The 21,029-nt window shown below is 69.2% G+C and carries 18 protein-coding genes and 1 pseudogene; all 19 read left to right on the top strand.

Annotated features, from left to right (window positions below; translation table 11 throughout):
• Positions 1-52: 52 nt before the first annotated feature.
• Entirely contained in the window at positions 53-583 is a 531-nt protein-coding gene (pal, locus tag VE326_00285; protein ID HYJ31637.1) for a peptidoglycan-associated lipoprotein Pal, read from the top strand.
• Entirely contained in the window at positions 580-1,350 is a 771-nt protein-coding gene (ybgF, locus tag VE326_00290) for a tol-pal system protein YbgF (protein ID HYJ31638.1), read from the top strand. Before pal ends, ybgF begins: the two co-directional genes overlap by 4 nt.
• A gap of 43 nt (positions 1,351-1,393) precedes the next feature.
• Positions 1,394-4,012, top strand: coding sequence for an ATP-dependent chaperone ClpB (gene clpB / locus VE326_00295; GenBank protein HYJ31639.1), 2,619 nt, complete (start codon positions 1,394-1,396; stop codon positions 4,010-4,012).
• A gap of 101 nt (positions 4,013-4,113) precedes the next feature.
• Positions 4,114-4,584 (top strand): PTS sugar transporter subunit IIA, encoded by a 471-nt coding sequence (locus tag VE326_00300; GenBank protein ID HYJ31640.1) that lies wholly within the window; start codon positions 4,114-4,116, stop codon positions 4,582-4,584.
• Positions 4,585-4,730: 146 nt separating this feature from the next.
• A complete protein-coding gene (locus VE326_00305) occupies positions 4,731-6,062 on the top strand; it encodes a hypothetical protein (protein HYJ31641.1) in 1,332 nt (443 codons plus the stop codon).
• A gap of 63 nt (positions 6,063-6,125) precedes the next feature.
• A complete protein-coding gene (locus VE326_00310) occupies positions 6,126-7,325 on the top strand; it encodes an aminotransferase class I/II-fold pyridoxal phosphate-dependent enzyme (GenBank protein ID HYJ31642.1) in 1,200 nt (399 codons plus the stop codon).
• Positions 7,322-7,738 (top strand): VanZ family protein, encoded by a 417-nt coding sequence (locus tag VE326_00315; GenBank protein ID HYJ31643.1) that lies wholly within the window; start codon positions 7,322-7,324, stop codon positions 7,736-7,738. The genes VE326_00310 and VE326_00315 overlap by 4 nt, the downstream gene beginning before the upstream one ends.
• Entirely contained in the window at positions 7,735-9,030 is a 1,296-nt protein-coding gene (gene hisS, locus VE326_00320; GenBank protein HYJ31644.1) for a histidine--tRNA ligase, read from the top strand. The genes VE326_00315 and hisS overlap by 4 nt, the downstream gene beginning before the upstream one ends.
• Complete coding sequence (gene aspS / locus VE326_00325) at positions 9,027-10,820, top strand: aspartate--tRNA ligase (protein ID HYJ31645.1); 1,794 nt, start codon at positions 9,027-9,029, stop codon at positions 10,818-10,820. Before hisS ends, aspS begins: the two co-directional genes overlap by 4 nt.
• Before the next feature lie 224 nt (positions 10,821-11,044).
• Complete coding sequence (locus VE326_00330; protein ID HYJ31646.1) at positions 11,045-11,434, top strand: hypothetical protein; 390 nt, start codon at positions 11,045-11,047, stop codon at positions 11,432-11,434.
• Positions 11,431-11,967 (top strand): LysM peptidoglycan-binding domain-containing protein, encoded by a 537-nt coding sequence (locus VE326_00335; GenBank protein HYJ31647.1) that lies wholly within the window; start codon positions 11,431-11,433, stop codon positions 11,965-11,967. Before VE326_00330 ends, VE326_00335 begins: the two co-directional genes overlap by 4 nt.
• Positions 11,964-12,968 carry a PhoH family protein gene (locus VE326_00340; protein ID HYJ31648.1) on the top strand — a complete coding sequence of 335 codons (1,005 nt, stop codon included), beginning with the start codon at positions 11,964-11,966 and terminating at the stop codon, positions 12,966-12,968. The genes VE326_00335 and VE326_00340 overlap by 4 nt, the downstream gene beginning before the upstream one ends.
• A 26-nt stretch (positions 12,969-12,994) precedes the next feature.
• The gene (locus VE326_00345; protein HYJ31649.1) at positions 12,995-15,265 is read left to right on the top strand and encodes an HDIG domain-containing protein; all 2,271 of its coding nucleotides are present in this window, start codon (positions 12,995-12,997) and stop codon (positions 15,263-15,265) included.
• Positions 15,219-15,662, top strand: a complete 444-nt coding sequence (gene ybeY, locus VE326_00350; GenBank protein HYJ31650.1) for an rRNA maturation RNase YbeY — start codon at positions 15,219-15,221, stop codon at positions 15,660-15,662. The genes VE326_00345 and ybeY overlap by 47 nt, the downstream gene beginning before the upstream one ends.
• A 27-nt stretch (positions 15,663-15,689) precedes the next feature.
• Entirely contained in the window at positions 15,690-16,349 is a 660-nt protein-coding gene (locus VE326_00355) for a DUF502 domain-containing protein (protein HYJ31651.1), read from the top strand.
• Between the two features lies 1 nt (position 16,350).
• Positions 16,351-17,130, top strand: coding sequence for a DNA repair protein RecO (gene recO / locus VE326_00360; protein HYJ31652.1), 780 nt, complete (start codon positions 16,351-16,353; stop codon positions 17,128-17,130).
• Positions 17,127-18,014: pseudogene (gene glyQ, locus VE326_00365) on the top strand (glycine--tRNA ligase subunit alpha). Before recO ends, glyQ begins: the two are co-directional and overlap by 4 nt.
• Before the next feature lie 79 nt (positions 18,015-18,093).
• Positions 18,094-20,226, top strand: a complete 2,133-nt coding sequence (gene glyS / locus VE326_00370; protein HYJ31653.1) for a glycine--tRNA ligase subunit beta — start codon at positions 18,094-18,096, stop codon at positions 20,224-20,226.
• A 593-nt stretch (positions 20,227-20,819) separates the two neighbouring features.
• On the top strand, positions 20,820-21,029 hold a 210-nt coding region (locus tag VE326_00375; protein ID HYJ31654.1), incomplete at its 3' end, for a hypothetical protein.

Genomic DNA, 21,029 nt, shown 5'->3' on the forward strand with positions numbered 1-21,029 from the left:
AGACTGGAAGTCGTTGCGGCATAATGAACTTGAACCCAACGGAGGTCCGCATATGAGCCGATCCTCTCGCACGCCGGTGCTCCTGGTCACGGCGCTGCTCGCGATGATCCTGATGGCGCCCGGATGCTCCTCGCGGAAGAAGGTTTCGGGCGGCGCCGAGCCGGCTCCCCCGCCCAGCACGTCCGAGAACGCGCCCCCGACCGAGACGCCGCCTCCCCCGCCGACCACAGGCGGAGGCGAGGAGACCACCGCGTCGAACCTTCGCGACGCCTACTTCGACTTCGATGACGCCGGGCTCCGCGAGGACGCCAAGGCGGCCCTGGACGGAGACGCGAAATACATGGAGTCGCACAGCGGCATGAACGTCGTGATCGAGGGGCACTGCGACGAGCGCGGGTCGGTGGAGTACAACCTGGCCCTGGGCGAGAAGCGGGCGCGCGCCGCCAAGGACTACCTCGTCGCCTACGGCATCCCGGCCGCGCGCTTGACGACCATCTCCTACGGCAAGGAGCGGCCGTTCGACACCGGGCACACCGAAGAGGCCTGGGCCCAGAACCGCAGGGCCCACTTCGTCTCCAAGTGAGGACGCCCGCTTCCCGGCACGCCGCGCCGCTCGCTCTCGCGCTCGTTCTTGCGGGGGCCGCGGCCGGCTGCGCCCCGGGCAACTACTACCGCGACACCCAGGCGCAGCTCGACAGCCTGCTCACGACGCAGGCGGACCTGGTCCGCCGCGTCGACCGGCTGGACCGGAAGCTGGAGGAGACGCGCGGCGGGATGTCCTCGACCCGCGCCTCCACCGAGACGAACCTGGCCAAGCTGAGCGAGCGCCTCGACGTCGTGGTGAGCCAGCTGGAGCGGAACCAGGAACGGATGCAGGATTTCGGTCTAAAGATCGACACGGTTCGCCAGCGGATGAACGCGGCCGACAGCGCTCGGGTCGCGCAGGGGATGGCGCCCGCCGACACCAGCGGGATCCTCGATCCGGAGCAGGCCTATCAGGCCGCGTACTCCGACTACGCCGCGGGCCGCTACAAGCTGGCGGGGGAGGCGTTCCGCGAGTTCCTGCGCCACTATCCCAACACCGAGGTCTCCGACAACGCGCAGTACTGGATCGGCGAGTCGTTGTACGCTCAGGGGGATTTTCCGTCGGCGATCATCGAATTCCGCGCGGTGGTGGACAACTATCCCAAGGGGGACAAGGTCCCGGCCGCGCTCCTGAAGATCGGGATCGCGAACGCGCGGCTCAACAACACCGCCGAAGCCCGGAAGAGCTTCGATCAGGTCATCCGGAAGTACCCGAGAAGTCCCGAGGCCGCGCTGGCCAAGGAGCGCCTGGCCCAGCTTCGCTAGCGCTGACGATAGAATTCCCGGGCCGCAATGAAGGGTCGCGGGCATGCGTTTCGACAAGCTGACCACCAAGAGCCAGGAGGCCCTCGCCGACGCCGAGTCGCGGGCCGACCGGGCGAACCACCCCGAAGTGCGTCCCGAGCACCTGCTCGAGGCGCTTCTCGCCCAGAAGGAAGGCGCGGTTCCGGCCGTGATCGAGGCCGCGCACGTCGACCGCGCTTCTCTCGACCGCTCGCTCACGCGGGCGCTGGCCTCGCTCCCCACCGTATCGGGCTCCCGCACCATCGTTCTCTCCACCACGCTCGGCCGCGTGCTCGAGCAGTCCGAGAAGGAAGCCGAGCAGCTGCAAGACGAGTACGTGAGCACCGAACACCTGCTGCTTGCGATGCTCGATCCTTCGATCGCTTCGGCCGCGGGCGAGGCGCTGAGGCAGGCGGGCGCGACGCGCGAGGGGATCTATCACGCGCTCCTCTCCGTCCGCGGCGGCGAGCAGGTCACGAGCCCCGATCCCGAGGACAAGTATCAGGCGCTGGCGAAGTACGCGCGCGACCTGACCGAGACCGCGCGGAAGGGGAAGCTCGACCCCGTGATCGGGCGCGACGAGGAGATCCGCCGGGTCGTGCAGGTGCTCTCGCGGCGCACCAAGAACAATCCGGTCCTGATCGGCGAGCCGGGCGTGGGGAAGACGGCCATCGCCGAGGGGCTCGCGCAGCGGATCGTGAGCGGCGACGTGCCCGAGGGCTTGAAGAACCGCCGGCTCCTGGCGCTCGACCTCGGCGCCCTCCTCGCCGGGGCGCAGTTCCGCGGCCAGTTCGAGGAGCGGCTCAAGTCGGTGCTCAAGGAGGTGCAGCGCTCGGAGGGTCAGGTGATCCTGTTCATCGACGAGCTGCACACCCTGGTGGGCGCCGGCGCCGCGGAGGGGGCACTGGATGCGTCGAACCTCCTGAAGCCCGCGCTCGCGCGCGGCGAGCTCCACTGCATCGGCGCGACCACCCTCGACGAATACCGGAAGCGGATCGAGAAGGACGCCGCCCTGGAGCGGCGCTTCCAGCCGGTGTTCGTGGGGGAGCCGAGCGTGGAGCAGACGATCGCCATCCTGCGCGGGCTGCGCGAGCGCTACGAGACGTTCCACAAGGTGAAGATCCAGGACGCCGCGCTGGTCGCGGCGGCGGTGCTCTCCGACCGCTACATCGCCGACCGGCAGCTTCCCGACAAGGCGATCGACCTGGTGGACGAAGCCGCTTCGCGCCTGCGGATCGAGATCGACAGCCTCCCCGCGGAGATCGACACCCTGGAGCGGAAGCGCCGCCAGCTGGAGGTCGAGCGCCTCGCCCTGAAGCGGGAGAAGGACGAGGGCTCCAAGGCGCGGCGGCGCGCCATCGAGGAGGAGATGGAGGAGACCGGCGCCGAGCTGGCCCGGCTGCGCGCGCACTGGGAGAAGGAGCGCGCGCGCATCCAGAAGATCAACGAGATCAAGGCCCGGATCGAGGAGCTCCGGACCGAGCAGCAGCGCGCGGAGCGGGAGGCCGACCTCGAGCGCGTCGCGCGCATCCGGCACGGCGACATCCCGAAGCTGGAGAAGCAGCTCGCCGACGAGACGAAGGCGCTCGCCGAGATCCAGAAGGATCTGAAGATCCTCAAGGAGGAGGTCGACGCCGAGGACATCGCCGAAGTCGTGGCCCGCTGGAGCGGCATTCCGGTGCAGCGGCTCCTCGAGAGCGAGCTGGAGAAGCTGCTCCACATGGAAGAGCGGCTGCGGGAGCGGGTGATCGGGCAGGAGGCGGCGATCCGCGCGGTGTCCGACGCGGTGCGTCGAGCGCGTGCCGGGCTGTCCGATCCCAACCGGCCGCTCGGCTCCTTCCTCTTCCTGGGACCGACCGGCGTGGGGAAGACGGAGACCGCGCGCGCCCTGGCGCAGTTCCTGTTCGACGACGAGCGGGCGATGGTGCGCGTCGACATGTCGGAGTACATGGAGAAGCACGCCGTGGCGCGGCTGATCGGCTCGCCGCCGGGATACGTCGGCTACGAGGAAGGGGGCCAGCTCACCGAGGCGGTGCGACGGCGCCCCTACTCGGTGATCCTCCTCGACGAGATCGAGAAAGCGCACGCCGACGTGGCGCAGATCCTGTTGCAGATCCTGGAGGACGGCCGCCTGACCGACGGGCAGGGGCGCACGGTGGACTTCAAGAACACCCTCGTCATCATGACCAGCAACATCGGCAGCGACCTGATCCTCGAGCTGGAGGGGACCGGCGAGGCGATGCGCTCGCGGCTCCTGGCCGCGCTCCGCGGCCACTTCCGGCCCGAGCTCTTGAACCGGATCGACGAGATCCTCATCTTCGAGCCGCTCTCGCAGGAGTCGCTCCGCGAGATCGTGCGGCTCGAGCTGAAGAAGGTGGAGCGCCGGCTTGAGAGCCGCGAGCTCTCGCTGGAAGCCGGTCCGGAGGTGCTCGATCTCCTGGCCCGCGAAGGGTACGACCCCGTCTACGGCGCGCGGCCGCTCCGCCGCCTGGTCGAGCACCGGATCCAGAATCCCCTCGCGCAGCGGCTTCTCAAGGGCGAGTTCGCTCCCGGGGACGTGATCGAGGTGCGGGTGGCCGGCCGGGACAGCGAACTCGAGTTCCGGACGAAGGATCGGACGCGAGCGGCGGCGGTTTCCCCTTGACCCTGGACGACGCGCGACGGTAGCGTGGCGGGTCGCGATTTTCCGGACGTTTCGGTCGACCCGCCGCACACCGCCCCATCCGACGGCGACCCGGGGACTACATGCGCTTGTCCGAGCTGTTGAACGAGAAGTCGATCAGCCTCTCGCTTCAAGCCCGTGACAAGGAATCCGCCATCAAGGAACTGGTCCAGCTCCTCGAGTCGGCCCACGGCGTCAACACGCGCGGGGAGATCCTGAGCAAGGTCCTCCAGCGCGAGTCGATGATGTCCACCGGCATCGGCAACGGCGTCGCCATCCCGCACGGCAAGACCCGCCTCCTGGACCATCTCCTGGGCGCCTGCGGCGTCTCCCCCATGGGGATCGACTTCGATTCGATGGACGGGGAGCCGGCGACGCTCTTCATCCTTCTGGTCTCGCCGGAGAGCCTCCGCGGCCCGCACGTGAAGGCGTTGGCCAACGTCTCCCGGCTGCTCAAGGAAGAATCGGTCCGGGCCGCCCTCCGGCAGGCCCCGACCCCCGCCGACTTCCTGCGCATCCTCCGGGAGGCTGAGGAGCGCTACCTGGTCGCCTGAAGGGCCCGTTTCGGGCCGTCCTGGGCACGGTCCGGGGAGGTCCGACCCCCGTTCGGAGCGCCAAAACCCCTTTTCCGCCCGGCGAGCCCATGGTACCGTTCCCTCGAACTACCGCCGTGTCCCCCAGAAAGGAGCTTTTCCCTTCCATGAGGCTGCATCGTGGACTATGGGCGGGGGCTTTTGCGCTCCTGGCCCTCGTCGGCTGTGGCAAAGACAACGGAACGATCAAGGACACCGGGGTCTACTCCCCGATTCTCACCGGCATCGCCTCCAATCACGAGCCCGCGGCGCGCGGCACGGAGAATCTGCTCACGGCGCAGGTGACCAACGTGAACGGCATGCCGATCCGGTATCACTGGAAGGCCGCGGCGGGGACCCTTACCGATTCCACCAGCGCCACCGCGAAGTGGACGCCGCCCGATTCGATCGGCGCCTATAACGTCACCGTCTCGATCGAGGCGGACGACGCCGGCAAGCATTTCTTCAAGACCATGACCGTGCTCTTGTCGGTGGACAACGAGTTCACCCGGTGGACCAACACCGAGGCGGTGAAGTTCGACCCGGCTCCGACTTCAGGCGGCGGTGTTCTCTTCGCCCAGTACCGCGATCCCATCGTCAAGAGCTCGGACGCCTTCCGGATCGACACGCCGCTCGGGCCGGCGATTCAGCTGACCACCGACTTCTTCAGCGTGGCCTCTCCCACGGCGAACGCGGGTCAGACCGACATCGCATTCACGGCCAGGAAGAACCAGACCGATTCCATCTCGATCTATCTCCTCCCCTTTGCGGGCGGGGACACGTCGATGACCCGGGTGTTCGAGCTGCGCCGCGCCTCCCAGACGTTTCTCGCGAGCCCGCGGTTCGCCCCCGTCGGCACCCGGCTCGCGTACGCGTCGGATTCGACCAACGGCGGAACGGGTGCCAACACGGCAATCTACTTCCGCGACGGCAGCGACTTGAATGTCGGGCCCGTCGCCGCGATCGACCCCAATGTGGCCGGGAGCACCTACCTCTTCAATCCGAACTGGGGCCCGGACAAGAACGGCGACGGATCCCCCGATTCCCTCATGATGGCGGCCGTCGATTTCCCGGGGACCTTCTTCGAGACCCGGCACGGCATGTACATCGCACCGCTCGCGCCCCCTGACGGCGCGGCGTCGTACTCGCAATGGCTGGATGGACAGCTCCTGGAAACACCCGATTGGTCGCCGGACGGGCAGTACGTGACGTTCGTGAAGCGGAACGCGGGCGCCAATGATCGCGACATCTGGATCATCAACCGCTCGGCCGCCGACATCAGCCAGGCGGTGCGCGTGACGTCGGGACCCGCGGACGATTCGCAGCCCCGGTTCAGCGCTGACGGGAATTCGATCATCTTCATCTCCAACCGGGTCGACCGGTATGGAGTGACCGGAGTCTATGGAACCGAGCGACGCGGCACGAACATCTGGAGCGTCGCTCATTTTGATCGGCCCTAGGCCGGTTTGCGGCGGAGGCGCGCCCCGGCGCGCCCCCGCCGAACCCCACTCGAAGCCAGGAAGATGAGCGCGCCGGATCCGTCTCGCCTCAGCTTCAACACGCGCTGCGTGCACGGCTTTGGCGGACTCGATCCCTCCACCGGCGCCGTCTCCGTCCCGATCTATCAGAGCAGCACCTTCGCGTTCCACAACGCGGCCGAGGGCGCGGCCATCTTCGCGGGCGAGCGCCAGGGCTACTTCTACACGCGCCTGGGCAATCCGACGCAGGCCGCGTTCGAGCGCGAGATGGCCTCCCTGGAAGGCGGCGAGGCGGCGCTCGCCACCTCGAGCGGCATGGCGGCGACGACCACCGCCGTCTTCGCGCTGGTCGGGGCGGGCGACAACCTCATCGCCTCGGGCACCCTCTACGGCGGGACGCACAAGCTCTTCCAGGAGCTATTGCCGCGCTACGGCGTCCAGACCCGCTGGGTGGACGCCAACGACCCGTGCGCGATCGCGAAGGCGGTGGACGCGAAGACGAAGCTCTTCTACGTCGAGACTCCGGCCAATCCCAACCTGAACATCGTCGACCTGAGGGGGGCGGCGGCCGAGGCGAAGCGGCACGGCATTCCCCTCCTCGTGGACAACACCTTCGCGACCCCCTACTACCAGCGCCCCCTCACCCTCGGCGCCGACGTCGTGATCCACAGCGCGACCAAGTACATCGGCGGACATGGCGACACCGTGGCCGGCGTGATCGTCGGCTGCAGGGAATTCGTGGACCGCTGCCGCATGGAGATCCTGCGCGACCTGGGAGGCGTGATCAGCCCCTTCAACGCCTGGCTCCTCCTGCGGGGGCTGAAGACGCTGCCCGTGCGCATGGAGCGCCACTCAGAGAACGCGCTCCAGATCGCTCAGTTCCTCGACTTCCATCCCCGCGTGGAGCGCGTGTGGTATCCGGGGCTGCACACGCACCCCCAGCACGCCGTCGCCGCCGGCCAGATGTCGGGGTTCGGAGGGATGATCGCCTTCGAGCTGCGCGGCGGTCACGACGCGGGCGTCAAGCTGATGGACTCGGTCCGCCTGATCACTTTGGCCGTGAGCCTGGGGGACTGCGACACGCTGATCGAGCACCCCGCCTCGATGACCCACTCGACCTACACGCCCGAGGAGCGCGCCTGCTGCGGCATCTCGGACGGGCTCGTGCGGCTCTCCGTCGGGATCGAGGGTGTCGAAGACCTCATCGCCGACCTGGACCAGGCGCTCGAGACGGTACCGGCTTGACCGGAGGTTTCGCCCGCTACTGGCTCCCCGTCATCGCCTATGTGGCGATGATCTTCTCCCTCTCGTCCATTCACGGCTCGTCGGTCCCCAACTTCTTCCCGGGCGTGGACAAGCTGGAGCACTTGTTGGAATATTCGCTGTTCGGTCTCCTGGCCGGGCGCGCCATCCGCTTCACCCTGGGCCCGACGAAGCGCCGGCTGGCGGCCTCGCTCGGCACGATGGCCCTGGGCGCCATGGTGGGCGCGCTGGACGAGCTGTACCAGCGCGGGGTGCCGGGCCGCAGCTCGGACGTCCGCGACTGGATCACCGACGTCGGGGCCGTCGCCATCTCGGTGCTCGTCACCCAGCTCATTCACACGCGGCCGATCATCCGGCCCGCATCCGACAAGAACCTGGAGAAACGCGCGCCGTGAGCTTTCAGGCCCCCAAGGGGACCCACGACATCCTTCCCGGCGAGTCCGAGCGGTGGAACTGGCTCGAGGCGCGGCTCCGCGACATCCTCGAGCGCTACGGCTACCGCGAGGTGCGCACGCCGATGTTCGAGTCCACCGACCTCTTCGTCCGGAGTGTCGGGGAATCGACCGACATCGTCCGGAAGGAGCTCTACACCTTCGAGGACAAGGGCGGCCGCTCGCTGACGCTGCGTCCCGAGGGGACCGCGCCGCTCGTGCGCGCCTACCTCGAGCACTCGATGGGCCACGGCCAGCCGATGGCGCGCCTCTACTACATCGGCGCGATGTTCCGCTACGAGCGGCCCCAGGCCGGGCGCTTCCGCCAGTTCGCCCAGGTCGGCGCCGAGCTCCTGGGGCCGGGCGGCCCCGCGGCGGACGGCGAGATGATCGACCTCTTCGTCGCGGTCATGCGCGGCGTCGGGCTCGAAGACCCGACGGTGCTCCTGAACTCGCTCGGCGATTCGGTCTGCCGGCCCGTGTATCGCGAGAAGATCCGCGAATACTTCGGAGGCCGCGTGGACGAACTGTGCGGCGACTGCAAGGAGCGGCTCCGGACGAACCCGCTCCGGATCCTCGACTGCAAGGTGCCCTCCTGCCAGCCGGTGCTGGCGGGCGCGCCGCGCATGCTCGATTTCCTCTGCGACCCCTGCCGGGAGCACTTCGAGGGGGTTCAGGCCGCGCTTCGCGCGCTCTCCATCCCCTTCGAGATCGCGCCGCGGCTGGTGCGGGGGCTGGACTACTACACGCGGACCGTTTTCGAGGTGCACTCGGGCTCGCTCGGCGCGCAGAGCGCGGTGGGCGGTGGCGGGCGCTACGATCTCCTCGTCGAGGAGTTCGGCGGCCCCTCGGTGCCGGCGCTCGGCTTCTCGATCGGGCTGGAGCGGCTGCTGCTGGCGGCGGCTCCCGCGGCATCGGGAATGGGCGCGCCCGACATCGCCGTGGTCGCGCGCGACCCCTCCGCCGCGCTCGGGGCGCTGGTTCTCGCGCGCGAGCTGCGCGGCCTGGGGCAGGGCGCGAGCGGCCCCACGGTGGTGGCCGACGTCGCCGGCCGGAGCGCGGGCGCGCAGATGAAGTGGGCCTCCAAGATGGGCGCGCGCTACGCGGTGTTCGTGCCCGCCGACGCCGAGGGCTACGCGGTCCGGAACATGCGCGAGGGTACGGACGAGCCGAAAGCGAAGGACGCCGCGGCGCTCCGCGCGATGCTCGCGGCCCGGCTTGCCGCCTCCCGCGCGGGCGAGCGGGTTCCCTCGTGATCGAGCCGCTCGCCGGTCGCCGGCGCACCCACTCGTGCGGCGACCTCCGCCCCGAGGACGCCGGCAAGCGCGCGCTCCTCATGGGATGGGCGCACCGCGTGCGGGACCACGGCGGCGTGCTCTTCCTGGACCTGCGCGACCGCTACGGCATCACGCAAGTCGTGTTCCGCCCGCAGGCCTTGAACGAGGCCACGATGCTCCGCGCCCGCGAGATCGGAAGCGAGTGGGTGGTGCTCGTCGAGGGCACCGTGCTCAAGCGCCCGAAGGGGAGCGAGAACGCCGAGCTTGCGACCGGCGGCATCGAGCTCGAGGCCGACACGCTGGCGGTCCTGAACACCAGCAAGACGCCCCCCTTTCCGATCGACGACGTGGTCACGACCGCGTCCGAGGACCTGCGGCTCAAGTACCGCTACCTCGACCTGCGCCGCGCGGCGCTCCGCGACTCGATCGTCTTCCGCCACCGGCTGACCCGGAGCGTGCGCGAGTACCTCTCGGACCAGAACTTCCTCGAGATCGAGACGCCGCTCCTCGTGAAGCCGACCCCCGAGGGGGCGCGCGACTACGTCGTGCCCGCGCGGCTCCATCCCGGGAAGTTCTACGCGCTCCCGCAGTCGCCGCAGCTCTACAAGCAGATCCTCATGGTGGCGGGGTTCGACCGCTATTTCCAGATCGCGCGCTGCCTGCGCGACGAGGACCTGCGCGCCGACCGCCAGCCCGAATTCACGCAGATCGATCTCGAGATGTCCTTCCCGACCGAGGACGACGTCTTCGCCGTGGTCGAGGGGATGCTCGAGAGCGTCTTCCGGCGCGACCTGGCCCGCGCGCTCCCGGTCCCGTTCCCACGAATGACCTATCGCGAGGCGATGGAGCGGTACGGCACCGACAAGCCCGATCTCCGGATTCCCTTCGAGATCAAGGACGTCACCGCCGCCGCGGGCGCGAGCGCGTTCGAGGTTTTCCGCGCGACCGCCGCCGCCGCTCCGCGGTGCATGACGGCGGCGCTGGCCGTGCCGGGCCAGGCGGGCGCGTCGCGGAAGGAGATCGACGCCTGGGAAGCCGCGGCGAAGCAGATGGGCGTGGCGGGCATGGCCTGGACGCGCGTCAAGGGAGGCGCCCTGGACGGCGGGGTGGGGAAGCACTTCCCCGGCCCCCTGGCGGCGGCGCTGATCGACGCGGCGGACGCGCCCGAGGGATCGCTCCTCCTTCTCGTCGGCGGGGTACGCGCCGTGGCGCAGCGCGCGCTGGGGTTCCTGCGCACGCAGATCGGAAACCAGAAGTTCACGCTGGATCCGAACGACTTCCGCTTCGTCTGGGTGCACCAGTTTCCGCTCTTCGAGTGGGACGAGGGGCACCAGTCCTGGGCGCCCGCGCACCACATCTTCACGATGCCGCTCGACGAGCACATCGCGCACCTCGAATCCGACCCGGGCCGCGTGCACGGCCAGCTCTACGACCTGGCCGCGAACGGAAACGAGCTCGCTTCGGGGAGCATCCGGATCCATCGAAAGGACATCCAGGAGCGCGTCATGCGCGTGATCGGGATGCAGCCCGAGGAGCTGGCCGCCAAGTTCGGCTTCCTGCTCGAGTCCTTCGAGTACGGCGCGCCGCCGCACGGCGGGATCGCGCTCGGGTTGGACCGGCTCGTGGTCCTCTTCCACGGCGGCGATTCGATCCGCGACGCGATCGCCTTCCCGAAGACCGCCAGCGCCACGTCGCTCATGGACGGCGCCCCCGCACCGGTCGATCCCGCGGACCTGCGGGAGCTGAAGATCCGAGCCCTCCCGGACTGAGCGGCGGCCCTGGGCCGTCGGTGCCCTGGCCCGCACAGGGGTTCACGTTGGACCCGCTGCGCCGCGCGCGGGGGGTGGCATCCCTCCTGCATTGAACCCCTCCGCGGGCGGCCCCCCTTGACTTGCCGCCCGCGTATCCCTACCGTGATCGGAGGCAGCGCGCGCCCCATTCCAGGGTCCGCGACCAAATTATCTTATTGATACAAAAGCGGTTACTTCCAGAGATGCAGATCCGGAGCAAGGGGTTGCCGCAGGCGAAGGCACCCCCTTCCGGCGCCGCCCTGGCCGGCAGCGTTTGGCCGGCCGCCCGGCGTTCGACCGCCCGCGCGTGGGCCTCCGCCAGCCTGGTGGCCGTCCTGGCCTGGGCTCCCGCCGCGGGATGCGGCCACGCCAACGCCCCCTGCCCGACCCCGGTCTCGACCCTGGACGCCCACCGGCAGCAGTCCGAAGCGCTGCAGCGGGATCTGGGGCAAACGTCCGAGGCGGCCTCGGCCCTGGAAGCCCGACGCGAAGAGGCGGCTGCCCGCATCCAAGCAGCCAAGGCCCTGGAAGACTCGCTGGCGCATGCCGGGCGGCCCGCACCGACACCCCCGCATCGGAAGACGCGCCGGTGAAGGACCTTTTCCTGTGGATGATGGCCGGTCTCATCGCCGGAGGCGCGGCCGGCTGCAGCAAGCCCGTCCTTCGCGTCGCGGACGCCTCGCTCGGCGACTACTACTCGGAGAAGGAGTTCTCCAGGCTGAGCCGCGAGCAGCGCGACGACTACTGCAACGAGCTCGCCATGCAGGACTCCCTGTACCAGGACGAGATCCGCGAATCGGAGGCCTCGCTGGCCGAGGCCAAGGCGCGCCGCGCCGCGCTGGGCGGCGAGGTGGATTCGCTTCTGGCGGAGGCCGGGCGGCACGAGCAGAATATCCGGACCCTCCTGGCCGCACGCGGCGGGACCGAGGCGCGGCCGCGGCCGGCCTCCGGGGAGGGATCGAGCCGCTGGAGCGTGCGCCCGGGCGATTCGCTCTGGCGCATCAGCAGCCGCGAAGAGGTCTACGGCAACGGCGCGGAATGGCGCCGCATCTACGAATCGAACCGGGACGCCCTGCGCGATCCCGACCGCATCTTTCCAGGACAGGAGCTCAGCATTCCTCGATGACGAATCCCGCCAAGGACGAAACGACGCGCTCCGTGGATATCGAGGGCGTCGACCCGCTTTCTCTGTTTGGACGCAACGACGCAAACCTCCGGCTGGTGGAGCGGAGCTATCCGGTGCACGTGACCTATCGCGAAGGGAAGCTCGCGGTGAAGGGGGACCCCGCGGCGGTGGACGAGGTGAGCGCGATCCTGACCACGCTCTCCGATCTCGTGCGGCGCGGCGCCGTGCTCGAAGAGCACGACGTCCATAACTTCATCGGACTGACCGACGCCGGTGACCGCGAGGAGTCGCGCACGCTGTACGAGCGGCCCGTGCTCTTCTCCTTCGACAAGCGCACCGTGCGCGTGAAGACGCTGGGGCAGGCCCGCTACGTCGCCGCCCTTCAGCGGCACGACATCGTGTTCTCGATCGGTCCGGCCGGGACCGGCAAGACCTACCTCGCGGTGGCGGCGGCCGTGAGCGCGCTCAAGTCGCGGCAGGTCGAGCGGATCGTGCTGGTCCGCCCGGCGGTCGAGGCGGGGGAGAGCCTGGGGTTCCTTCCCGGCGACATGAAGGAGAAGGTCGATCCCTATCTCCGGCCGCTGTACGACGCCTTGAACGATCTCCTCTCCTACGAGAAGATCCGCCGGTTCCTGGACCTTGGCGTGATCGAGGTGGCGCCGCTCGCCTACATGCGGGGCCGCACGCTGAACAGCGCCTTCGTGATCCTGGACGAGGCCCAGAACACGACGCTCGGGCAGATGAAGATGTTCCTGACGCGCCTGGGCTATGGCTCGAAGGCGGTCATCACCGGCGACGTGACCCAGATCGACCTGGGCGCGAGCATGGTCTCGGGGCTGGTCGAGGTGCAGAACATCCTGAAGGGCGTGCACGACCTCTCGTTCGTCTACCTGAACGAGCGCGACGTGGTGCGTCACCATCTGGTGCGCGAGATCATCCGCGCCTTCGAGGAGCATGAGGAGAACGGCCGCGAGCAGAAGCGCGGCGGTGAAGGAGGCTGATCGCGCCGCCGTCTTGGGCGCAACCTATGCCAGACCGATTACAGATCCTCGAGCCGAAACGCAAGGAGCGGCGCTCGCCGTCCTCGCGCTGGGCGAAGCGCTTCGGCCCCAAGCTTCGGCGCGCCGCGCTCTTCGCCGGGTTCCTCGCGTTCGCCTGCTTCCTGGTGCCGCGGGACCCCGCGTTCGAGGTCATGACGCTGCGCGAGGGCTTTCCCGCGAAGCGGGACCTGATCGCGCCCTTCCAGTTCTATCTCCTCAAGGACCGCGCCGTGCTCCGTCACGAGCAGACGCTCGCGGCGCGCGGCGTCGCCCCGGTCTATTCCGTGGATCCCGCCGCGGCGCGCGGCACGACCGACCTCCTCGATTCCCTGCGCGCCGCCGAGAGCGGCGCCGGCGAGCGGGGCGGATGGCGGCTCCAATCCCTGGGCCTCTCCGCCGAGGGCGCCCGCGCGCTCTCGGGACCCGACGGCAAGCGGATCCTCGTGCTCGCGCGGGGCATCGCCGAGACCGTCTATTCCAACGGCGTGCTGCCCGATCTGGAGAGCGCGAAAGCATCCACCGACGCCAACGGCATCGCCCTCGAGCGCGACGGCATGCGCTTCGAGAAGCCCTGGTCGGCGCTCGCCGACCCCACCACGCTGCGCGACCGCGCCTGGGAGGAGGGGCAGCGCGCCTTCCCCAGCCGCCCCGAGGCCACGCAGGCGCTTCAGGAGCTGCTCGATGTCGCGATGCGGCCCAATCTCCGGTTCGAGGCCTCCACGACCGAGCGCCTCCGGGCCGAGGCGCGGGACGCCGTGAACCCTTACGACGGTCTGGTCCGCAAGGACGAGAAGATCATCGGAAGCCACGAGCTCGCGACCGCCGACGACATCCGGAAGCTGGAATCGCTGCGCGCGTGGCGGAGCCGCATGCACGCGGAGAACAACTGGCGCGAGGGGATCGCGACGGTGCTGGGCCGCGTGGTGCTGCTGGCCTTCCTGGTGATCGGCTTCCTGGGCTACGTGAAGCTCCACCACCCGGCGGTCTACCGCGAGACGCCCCACCTCTTCCTCCTCGCGATCCTGACCGCGCTGGTGATGAGCGTCGGGTGGGTCGTGGTGAACCAGCTCCGCGGCTACGAGATGCTGATCCCGATCACCATCCTCTCGCTCACGGCCGCGCTTCTCTGGGGCAACGCGCTCGCGTTCGCCGCGACCTTCACCGCCTCGCTCTTCACGGGCGTCGTGTTCGGCCTGGGGCTGCCCTTCCTGACGGGGAGCGCGCTCGCGGGCATCGCCGCGATCGGCTCGGCCACCGGCGTGCGCCGGCGGCGCGACTTCTACCGTCCGATGCTCGTCGTCGCGGTGGCCTACATGGTGGCGATCGGCGCCATGGGGCTCGTGGACGGCGCGCGCTGGGACGTGCTGCTCCGCCGGTCGCTCTGGGGCGTGGTCTCGGGATTCGGCTCGGTCCTCGTCGTGACGATCCTGCTTCCGCTTCTGGAGTCGCTCTTCTCGGCCACGACCGACATCACGCTGCTCGAATTGGCCGACCTGAACCGGCCGATCCTGCGCCGCCTCATGCTCGAAGCGCCCGGCACGTACCACCACAGCCTGGTCGTGGGGAGCCTGGCCGAGGCGGGCGCGGCGGCGATCGGCGGCAATCCGCTGCTCGCGCGCGTCAGCGCCTACTATCACGACATCGGCAAGATCGACAAGGCGGAGTACTACGTCGAGAACCAGTCGAGCGCGCGGAACCGCCACGAGAAGCTGTCGCCGACCATGTCCTGCCTCATCATCGAATCGCACGTGCGCGAGGGGGCCGAGATCGCGCGCAAGGAGAAGCTCCCGCGCGCGATCGTGGACGGCATCCAGGAGCACCACGGCACCACGCTCATGAGCTTCTTCTACCAGAAGGCGCTCAACGCGCCGAAGGCGCCCAACGCCGAGCGCGACATCGAGGAGCGCGACTTCCGCTATCCCGGCCCCAAGCCCCGGTCCAAGGAGACCGCGGTGCTCATGCTCGCCGACTCGGTCGAGGCGGCGGCGCGTTCGCTCACCGAGCCCACGCCCAGCCGGATCCGCGGCGTCGTGACCCGGATCCTCGACGCGAGGGTCAAGGACGGCCAGCTCGATGAAAGCCCGATCACGTTCGAAGATCTCGCGAACATCCGCGAGAGCTTCATCCCCATCCTCACCGCGCTCTTCCACGCGCGCGTCCACTACCCGGGCAGTCCGGCCAACGAAGAGCGCCGCCGTCCCGCCGACCTCGGTGTCGTGCACGGAGAGAAGTCCCGGCTTAAGATCGACCACTCTTAGACGGCTGGCGAAGGAGGCCCTGCGCCTCCTGAGGCGCCCACGGGCCTCGGTCTCCATCGTGCTCACCGACGACGCGGCCGTGCGCGCGCTGAATCGCGATTTCCGCGAGGTGGACAAGCCCACCGACGTGCTGTCGTTCCCGCTGGCCGATCCGGCCGCGCTCGAGGATCCCGCCGCCCCGGTCTTTCTGGGTGAGATCTACATCTCGCTCGACACCGCGCGGGCCCAGGCACGCTCCGCTCGCCGGCCGTTCGCGCGCGAGGTGGCGCACCTCACCGTCCACGGCATCCTTCATCTTCTGGGCCACGACCATCACACCGCGCGGGAGCGCCGGCAGATGTGGGCGGAGGAGCGGCGGGTGATGCGGGGATTGTCCGAGCTCGTCGGGACTCTGTAGCCCGCGTCGTGATATCTTCTCAAGCTCATGATCTCCCGCTTGCGCACCCATTTCCTCACCGGGCTCCTCGTGCTCGCGCCCGTCGCGATCACGGGCTACGTCGTCTGGCGCCTCTTCACCTGGGTGGATCACCTGCTCGGGACGACGCTGCGCGGCGGCTACATCCGGCCGGGAGGCGTGCCGGGGCTGGGCTTCCTCACGGTCATCGTGATCATCATGTTCGCGGGCGCGCTCGCGGAGAACTTCGTCGGCCGGCGTCTGGGGAAGCTGGTCGACACGGGGCTCCTCCGGATCCCCCTCCTGCGCGGGCTCTACTCGACGGTCAAGGACATCGGCACCGCGGTCCTGGGCGACCGCAAGATCGCCTTCAACCAGGTCGTGCTCGTGCCGTTCCCGATCCCCGGCGTCTACTCGATCGGACTGATGACCTCGAACGCTCCGGCCTCGCTGTCGGACGCGGCGGGGAAGCCGCTTCGCGGCATCTTCCTTCCGACGCCGCCCAATCCCACCACCGGGCCGCTCCTCTATTACCCGGAAGAGATGGTGATCCCGACGACGATGAGGGTGGATCAGGCGATCAAGATCGTGGTCTCGGCGGGGGCGGTGGTGCCGCTCGACGCGGTGCCCGGCGTCGAGGCTCCCCGTCCCGAGCCGGACGCCCGCGCCACGCTGGAGAAGGGGCGCTAGGATGGCCATCGTCCAGACCGACGCGCTCGTCCTGCGCTCCCACCGCCTCGGCGAGACCAGCCTGATCGTGACGCTGTTCACGCGCGACTTCGGGCTTCTCCGCTGCGTCGCCAAGGGAGCGCGCGGAGCCAAGAGCCGCTTCGGCGCCTCGCTGGAGCCGGGGGTCTCGATCGCCGCGGTCATCTATCGCAAGCTCACGCGCGACCTCCAGCTCCTCTCCAAGGCCGACATCGTCGCGTTCTGGCCCTCCCTCTGGGAGGATCCCGACCGCTTCGCCCGCGCGGGGTCGGTGCTCGAGTTCCTGGAGCGCGCCGCCTACGGCGAGCAGGGGGACCCCGAGCTGATCGACCTCGCCGTCGAGACGCTCGGCGCGATGAGCACGGCGCCGCCCCCCGCCCTGGAGGCGATCCTCCGGGCGTTCGAAGTCCAGGCCTGCCGCCGTCTCGGCTACGCGCCGGAGCTTTCGTCCTGCCTGGAGTGCCGCGCCCCCCTGGGAGAGGGAGGCCTGTTCCATCCCCAGAAGGGCGGCCTTCTCTGCGGCGCCCCCTGCGGGAATGACGGCGGCGCGTTCCGCCTGTCCGAGAAGGCCCGACGCACCCTCCTCGCCCTGGCCGAGCATCCGCTGGCGTCGATGGCGGGCTGGGCCATGGAGCGCTATCCGACCGTGGAGATCGCCCGCGCGATCGAGCGGTTCCTCACCTCGCACCTGGAGCGCTTCGAAGGGCTGCGCGCCCAGCGCGTCGGCGAGGCGCTCGCGCGCTACGCGGAGGGGGCACGGTGACCGAAGGGAAGAAGCCGCAGACGTTCCAGGAGATCCTGCTCCGGCTGGAGCAGTTCTGGTCGGACCAGGGGTGCACCCTCGTCCAGCCGTACGCGGGCGAAGTGGGCGCGGGCACGTTCAATCCCGCGACCTTCTTCCGCGTGCTCGGCCCCGAGCCGTGGAGGGCCGCCTACGTCGAGCCCTCGCGCCGCCCCAAGGACGGCCGCTACGGCGAGAATCCCAACCGGCTCCAGAACTTCTACCAGTACCAGGTCGCGCTGAAGCCGGCGCCCGCCGACGTGCTCGACGTCTATCTCCAGAGCCTGCGCCACATCGGCATCGACCTCGCGAAGCACGACGTGCGCTTCGTCGAGGACGACTGGGAATCGCCCACGCTGGGCGCCTGGGGTCTGGGCTGGGAGGTTTGGCTGGACGGGCAGGAGATCACGCAGTTCACCTACTTCCAGCAGTCGGGCGGCTACGATCTGGAACCGATCACCGCCGAGATCACCTACGGCATCGAGCGGATCGCCTGCTACCTCCAGGGGGTCGAGCGGATCATGGACCTCCAGTGGTCGCGCGAGCACACCTGGAACGACCTCTTCCTCCAGGGGGAGATCGAGTGGTGCCGGTTCAACTTCGAGAAGTCGGATCCGGCGCTCCTCTTCGAGCTGTTCGAGAAGTTCGAGCGGGAGGCGATGCGGCTCTTGAACGAGGGGCTGGTCCTGCCGGGCTACGACTACGTCGTGAAGTGCTCCCACGCGTTCAACCTGCTCGAGGCCCGCGGCGCGATCAGCGTGACCGAGCGCGTCGGAACGATCGCGCGGGTCCGGAAGATGGCCCGCGCGGCGGCCGGCGCCTATCTCAAGCAGCGCGAGGAGCTGGGCTATCCGCTCCTGCGCGGCCAGGGCGCCGCGGCGCCCGGCGAGCCTTCCGAGGGCGCCCCGGCCGGCCCGAAGAAGAAACCGCTCGCGAAGGCCGCCCGTGGCTGAGCCCAAGAAGGAATCGCTCCTCCTGGAGATCGGCTGCGAGGAGCTGCCCGCGTCGTTCGTCGCTCCCGCGCTGGAGGAGCTTCGCGCGCTGGCCGAAGCCGGGCTTCGCGAGGCGCGGCTCGGCTTCGCCGGCGCCCGCACGTACGGAACGCCGCGCCGCCTCGCGCTCATCGTGGACGAGGTGGCCCCGCGCCAGGAGGACCGCACGCTGGAGGTCTACGGACCGCCGGCCGCGGTGGCCTTCGATGCGAGCGGCAAGCCGACCCCCGCCGCGCAGGGATTCGCCAGGCGCGTGGGGAAGCCGGTCGAGTCGCTCGAGCGGCGTCCCGGTCCCAAGGGAGAGGTCCTCTACGCCAGCGTGCCCGAGCCCGGCCGCGCGTCGGCGGAGGTCCTTCCCGAGCTTCTGAGCGGCTGGATTCACGGCCTCCATTTCCCGAAGACGATGCACTGGAGCGGCACGGACCGTTTCGCCCGTCCGGTGCGGTGGCTGGTGGCGCTCCTGGGCGGGGAGGTGCTGCCGGTCGAGGTGTTCGGCGTTCGCGCCGGCCGCCGCACGCAGGGGCATCGGATCCATGCGGCCGGATGGGCCGACGTGCCACGCCCGGACGACTACGTCGGCACGCTGCGGGAGCGTGTGGTCATGGTCGTTCCGGACGAGCGCCGCGCGGCCATCGCCGAGGGGCTGACCCGCTCCAGCGGCGGCATCGGCGGGGCGCCCGTTCCCGATCCCGAGCTCCTGGAGGAGGTCGTCCAGCTGGTCGAGTGGCCCGAGCCGGTGGTGGGCTCGTTCGATCCGGTCTATCTCGAGCTTCCGCGCCCGGTCGTCGTGACCGCGATGCGCGCGCACCAGCGCTACTTCGCGGTCGAAGGCAAGGACGGCGCGCTCCTTCCGAACTTCGTCATGATCCGGAGCGGCCGCGGCGAGGGGCACGACGAGATCCGCCGCGGAACCCAGGCGGTGCTTCGCGCCCGTCTCGAGGACGCCCGGTTCTACTGGCGCAACGACATGAAGGAAAGCCTCGACGCCAAGGTCGCCGCCCTGAAGGGAATCGTGTGGCACGAGAAGCTGGGCACGATCCACGACCGGACGCTCCGCATCGTCCAGACGGCGGAGGACCTGGCGCGGGCCCTCGCGCCGTCGGCCCGCGGCACCGCCTCGCGCGCGGCCTTCCTCTCCAAGGCCGACCTGGCCTCGGAGATGGTCCGCTCGGGGAAGGAGTTCGCGACGCTGCAGGGAATCATCGGGGCCGAGTACGCCGCGGCCTCCGGCGAGCCCCGGGAGGTGGTCGAGGCGATCCGGGAGCACTACCTCCCGCAGGGCCCGTCCGACCCCCTTCCCTCGACGATCGCCGGCATGCTGGTCAGCCTGGCCGACCGCCTCGAGGCGGTGGTCGGCGGCTTCCGGGCCGGGCTCGAGGTGACGGGATCTCAGGATCCCTACGGACTTCGCCGGGCCGGGAACGCGATCGTTCGGATCCTCCTGGAGAAGAACCTCCGCCTCGACGTGCTGGCTGCCGCTTCCCGGACGGACGCCCTTTTCGCGCAGGCGGGGCTGGGGACGGAGCGGGCGGCGGATTTTCGCGCATTCTGGTCACTGCGGGTCGAGTCGGCCCTTGAAGAGGCTGGAATCACGCACGATACGGCCGTGGCCACCCTCGCGGTTCGGCCGGGGGACCCCCTCGACGTGCTGGCGCGGGCCAGGGCCGTGGACGCGGTGCGGCAGAGTCCCGATTTCGAGGGTCTCCTGACCGGCTACCGGCGCGCCGCCAATCTGGTGCGGTCGGCGAACCCCGAGGACGTGCCCGTCCAGGACCGTCCGATGGCCGAGCGGGCCGAGAACTTCGGCGATAAGGTCGAGGCAGATCTGCACTTGGAAACCAAGATGGCCCGGCAGGCGATGGAAACCTACCTTCAGGCGGACAACCCCGACTACGGGGCGGCCCTGAAACACCTCCTGGGGCTGCGGCCCGCCATCGACGCCTTTTTCGAGGGTGTCATGGTGATGGTCGATGATGCTACAATCCGCAGGCGCCGGCTGGGGCTGCTTGACGCCGTGCGCCAAACCTTCCTCAGAATCGCCGATTTCTCGGCCCTCCCATCCGCTCCAGGTCAAAAATCCGTTTGACTTTGCCGGGTTTTTGACCTATACTGGGTCGGTAAAGGAGGCAAAATAACTTGCCTTCTAACAGCCGCAACCGCTAGAACCGATTGATTTTACACCAGATGCGCGACAACGCGTGGGCTACGGGTGCGGCTCATTGCGTTTAATGGACTGAAAAATAAGAAGATACAGCAATACGCAGGCAGCTCGAAGGGGGTGAGAGGGCTAAGCGGAAACTTCTCTACTATCAGATTATTTTACAACTACTTACCACTAAAAAAACGAGAGAAAGGAGGTCGGTCGAAGCCGCGAACAGGGTCGCCCAAGATGCTCGAGCACTGTCCCAGCGAGCGGGCGGAACCCTCTTGCAGCGCTCCAAGCTCAACCGGATGTACCAGACCCGTGTCAAATCGGTTCCAGAGTTAGTCCTCCCGAACTAGGACTTCGAGTCAGGAAACGCTAAGGAGGATGTCAAAATGCGGAAAACCCTAATTGCCATGCTGGGGCTTGCGGCTCTTGCGGTGTGGGCATTGCCCGTACTTGCAGGGGTTGCGAGCGACCCGCCCAAGGCTCAGCAGTGGGTGCCCCTCGATGGGCGCGCCGGAGCCATTGGAGCATTGGCTAAGAGTGGGAACTACACGGCGACGCTCAGCGGAACGGTCGTGAAGCAGGCGTCGGCGACCACCACGTGGTTCCTCTACCCGGGCGCCTGCCAGGACCGGGCCGGTGGAACGTGGGCGCCGAAGACGGCGATTCAGGCCGACAGCCTCGATACGTACACGAACGGAACGCAGGGCGGCTACACGGCCGTCGACCTGTCCCTCAAG

The organism is Candidatus Binatia bacterium (assembly GCA_035631035.1).
Classification (GTDB): domain Bacteria; phylum Eisenbacteria; class RBG-16-71-46; order SZUA-252; family SZUA-252; genus DASQJL01.

What these genes read in the sequence shown, in the direction of transcription:
- pal (HYJ31637.1), top strand. Translation starts at nt 53, where the DNA reads ATGAGCCGATCCTCTCGCACGCCGGTGCTCCTGGTCACGGCGCTGCTC.
- clpB (HYJ31639.1), top strand. Translation starts at nt 1,394, where the DNA reads ATGCGTTTCGACAAGCTGACCACCAAGAGCCAGGAGGCCCTCGCCGAC.
- VE326_00300 (HYJ31640.1), top strand. Translation starts at nt 4,114, where the DNA reads ATGCGCTTGTCCGAGCTGTTGAACGAGAAGTCGATCAGCCTCTCGCTT.
- VE326_00305 (HYJ31641.1), top strand. Translation starts at nt 4,731, where the DNA reads ATGAGGCTGCATCGTGGACTATGGGCGGGGGCTTTTGCGCTCCTGGCC.
- VE326_00310 (HYJ31642.1), top strand. Translation starts at nt 6,126, where the DNA reads ATGAGCGCGCCGGATCCGTCTCGCCTCAGCTTCAACACGCGCTGCGTG.
- VE326_00330 (HYJ31646.1), top strand. Translation starts at nt 11,045, where the DNA reads ATGCAGATCCGGAGCAAGGGGTTGCCGCAGGCGAAGGCACCCCCTTCC.
- VE326_00340 (HYJ31648.1), top strand. Translation starts at nt 11,964, where the DNA reads ATGACGAATCCCGCCAAGGACGAAACGACGCGCTCCGTGGATATCGAG.
- VE326_00345 (HYJ31649.1), top strand. Translation starts at nt 12,995, where the DNA reads ATGCCAGACCGATTACAGATCCTCGAGCCGAAACGCAAGGAGCGGCGC.
- VE326_00355 (HYJ31651.1), top strand. Translation starts at nt 15,690, where the DNA reads ATGATCTCCCGCTTGCGCACCCATTTCCTCACCGGGCTCCTCGTGCTC.
- recO (HYJ31652.1), top strand. Translation starts at nt 16,351, where the DNA reads ATGGCCATCGTCCAGACCGACGCGCTCGTCCTGCGCTCCCACCGCCTC.